Origin of the sequence: Prevotella sp. CAG:592, assembly GCF_000436015.1 — a bacterium.
GTDB lineage: Bacteria > Bacteroidota > Bacteroidia > Bacteroidales > Bacteroidaceae > Prevotella > Prevotella pectinovora.
The window spans coordinates 20,368-22,679 of sequence record NZ_FR892550.1; the positions used below are offsets into that span (position 1 = coordinate 20,368).

The following is a 2,312-nucleotide window of genomic DNA, read 5'->3' on the forward strand; positions in this document are numbered from 1 at the left end:
ATATTTCAACACTCCGTTTGTTTTTTTTCTTTGTTTATTTTATTCCCAATCACATGCTTCCATACATCTTCAGAATGTCCGGCGAAGGCATTACGGCGTTCACCTCTTTTATCCACTCTCTGCAGCTGTCCGTTTCGCTAATGCTGCTGAATGTCGCTTCCATGCCGGTCATTCCCCACATCCGCTCGAAAGGCTCCCATCTGGGGCTTATCTGCAGCAGGGTGGCGATAGAGTCAGCCAGCAGCGTCGCCTTCTTGGCATCGGGGTCTACGGGCTTCAGATCCTCTCCCAGATATCCATACGCCATGAGTATTCCCCACAACACCTGTGCTTCGGGAGTGTCGAGTGGCTGTGCCACGATGTTCTCGCTTTCGTTTTTCATATATTGTCTTGTTCCAATTTCTTTCTCTTATGTATTTATTCCCCGACGCTCGTCTTATGGTATACCCCAAAATCCTTGTCTTGCGGTATGCCCCAAAACGCTTGTCTTGCGGTATGCCACAGAACGTTCGTCAGCCGGTCCTGTCATTCTCAGAGCAGTCCCATTCCTTTCAGCTTGGCTTCTATTGCAGCCACTCCTCCTTCCACGTTGCTCTCTATGTTGAGAGGCATTACGGGGTCGTGCAGCGACATACGCAAGAGCCACCAGCCCTTTTCCCCGTCGTCAGTGCAGCTCACTCTAAGTCCCTCGTAGTTGGGTTCCACAATAGTCCATCCAGCCATTCCTGCGACTTTCGCCTTCATGTCTTCCAATACTTCCGTTCCCTGCGCCTTGAAGTCGGGTTCCGTCAGCTTTATCCTTATCTCCTTGCTCTCCTTCGGCTGCTTGAGAGTGGCAATCATCTCGTCCAGACGCTTGCCCTGCCTGTATAGCTTAGCCGCATTTACGATGAGCTTTGCTGCCAGATAAGCTCCGTCGTCCAGGAAATGGTTCTCTCTCAGTGCTGCGTGTCCAGATGTCTCTATTGCAAGCCAGCATTCCTCACCGGTCTGGTTGAGCCTTATCCCCTCGTTTATCACGTTCTTGTATCCTCTGCGGAAGCGGTGGTGCCTGCCTCCCAGTCGGGTGATGAATTCAGCCAGTCCGTCACTCGTCACTGAGTCTGTCACTATCGTGCTCCCCGGGTGCTCCTCCAGTATCACCGATGCTATGAGCGCTATGAGCGCGTTTCGGTTTATGGGCTCCCCCTTGTGTCCGATGATAGCCGAACGGTCCACGTCGGTATCGAATATCACTCCCATGTCAGCCTTGCTCTCTTCCACAGCCTTGCATACCGAAGCCATAGCCTCTGCGTTCTCCGGGTTCGGTATGTGGTTAGGGAAGTGTCCGTCCGGCTCCAGAAACTGGCTTCCTTCGGTCTTGGCTCCCAATGATTTGAGTATCTTCTCGAAGAATCCTCCGTTTCCGTTTCCTGCGTCCACAATGATGTGCATTCCCTTCAGCGGTTGAGAGAATTCGTCGGCGTTCACTCCATGGCAGATATAGTCGGCGATATGCTTTGAGTATATGGTCATGAAGTCGAGCGTCTTGCAGCTGCCTTCAGCTCCGTCGTATGCATATTCTCCGCTTTCGGCTATGTCGAGAATCGATGTTATGTCTTTCTTGTCGAGACCTCCCTTGGGTGTGAAGAATTTCAGTCCGTTGCGGTTGAACGGCAGATGGCTTGCCGTCACCATCACTGCAGCAGTGGCTTTCAGTTGCTCGCTGATGGTGGTCATAAACATAGCCGGCGTTGACGCCAGCCCGCAGTCCACCACGTTTGCTCCCGCCTCTTTGGCTCCCTTCACGAAGGCTCCTTTAATCATGTCACCTGAAATGCGGCAGTCCATTCCCACGGTGATTGTGGGTGTGTTTGTGCCTGTGGTTTTTCTGGTCCAGCAAACGAAGGATCTGGCGATAGTCTCCACCGCCTCTTCCGTGAGGTTCACGTGCTCTCCTTCAATACCTTCGAGAGCCACTCCTCTTATGTCCGAACCATTCTGTAGTTTTTTCCAATTCATAGTCGTGTAATTTGTGAATACCTATTATATATATGTTTTGAATAGTTGAGATTGTCTTGTCTTATGTCGTTCATGATCGTTTGGAAACATCGTTGCGTATATGTTTTCAATGGTCATTGCCCGTACTGTCATGGGCTGCGGATTCATGTGGCCGCAATCATGGATTCATTTGCCCGGATGGGCTTTTGTTCTGGCATAGGTAGTAATTCGTGTGCAAAGATACGATTTTTTGTCAAGATTGCCAATCATGCGGTGGCTTTTAATTCATAGAACCCTTTCTAACCTTAAACCCTTTCTAACCTTAAACCCAT

2 protein-coding genes are annotated in these 2,312 nt (G+C 50.4%); both read right to left on the minus strand.

The genetic code is table 11. The annotated features are described in order from the left end of the window. Positions 1-49 precede the first annotated feature (49 nt). Entirely contained in the window at positions 50-382 is a 333-nt protein-coding gene (locus QVO99_RS04295; RefSeq protein ID WP_022316366.1) for a hypothetical protein, read from the minus strand. 149 nt (positions 383-531) lie between these two features. Beyond that, on the minus strand, positions 532-2,001 hold the full coding sequence (locus QVO99_RS04300) for a phosphoglucomutase/phosphomannomutase alpha/beta/alpha domain II (protein ID WP_022316367.1): 1,470 nt from the start codon (positions 1,999-2,001) through the stop codon (positions 532-534). Between the last annotated feature and the right edge of the window lie 311 nt (positions 2,002-2,312).

Bases quoted from the DNA above. Each gene is read 5' to 3' on its own strand.
- QVO99_RS04295 (WP_022316366.1), bottom strand. From the start codon at position 382: ATGAAAAACGAAAGCGAGAACATCGTGGCACAGCCACTCGACACTCCC.
- QVO99_RS04300 (WP_022316367.1), bottom strand. From the start codon at position 2,001: ATGAATTGGAAAAAACTACAGAATGGTTCGGACATAAGAGGAGTGGCT.